The organism is Lysinibacillus sp. GbtcB16 (genome assembly GCF_019091145.1).
Classification (GTDB): domain Bacteria; phylum Bacillota; class Bacilli; order Bacillales_A; family Planococcaceae; genus Lysinibacillus; species Lysinibacillus fusiformis.
The window spans coordinates 1-260 of sequence record NZ_JAGXJV010000549.1 but is presented as its reverse complement, the minus strand read 5'-3'; the positions used below and the strand labels follow the sequence as shown (position 1 = coordinate 260).

The 260-nt window shown below is 42.7% G+C and carries 1 protein-coding gene; it reads right to left on the bottom strand.

All coding sequences use genetic code 11. The features are described from left to right. Nucleotides 1-260 (bottom strand): DUF3502 domain-containing protein (locus KVT27_RS25210; protein WP_217582233.1); only part of this gene is annotated, 260 nt, incomplete at both ends.

Below are 260 nucleotides of genomic sequence, written 5' to 3'. Positions count from 1 at the left end.
CTTGCTGGCTAGATAGGCATCCAGCTGCTTCTGATATTCCACTTGGATTTTCTTGACATTGGCATATGCTTTATCCTTAAGCTTCGCTAAACCTTCATTTGGTTCCACCAGACCCAATACAATTGGATCATAAAGCTCTTTACCAGCATTGCTTAATTGCGCGACTTCGTTGGATACCGGGCTTGGATCAAAGGTGAATCCCGCGAGAATATCCGTTGTAAAATGATTAGGATCCCTCTGCCACTTATTCAACTTGATAA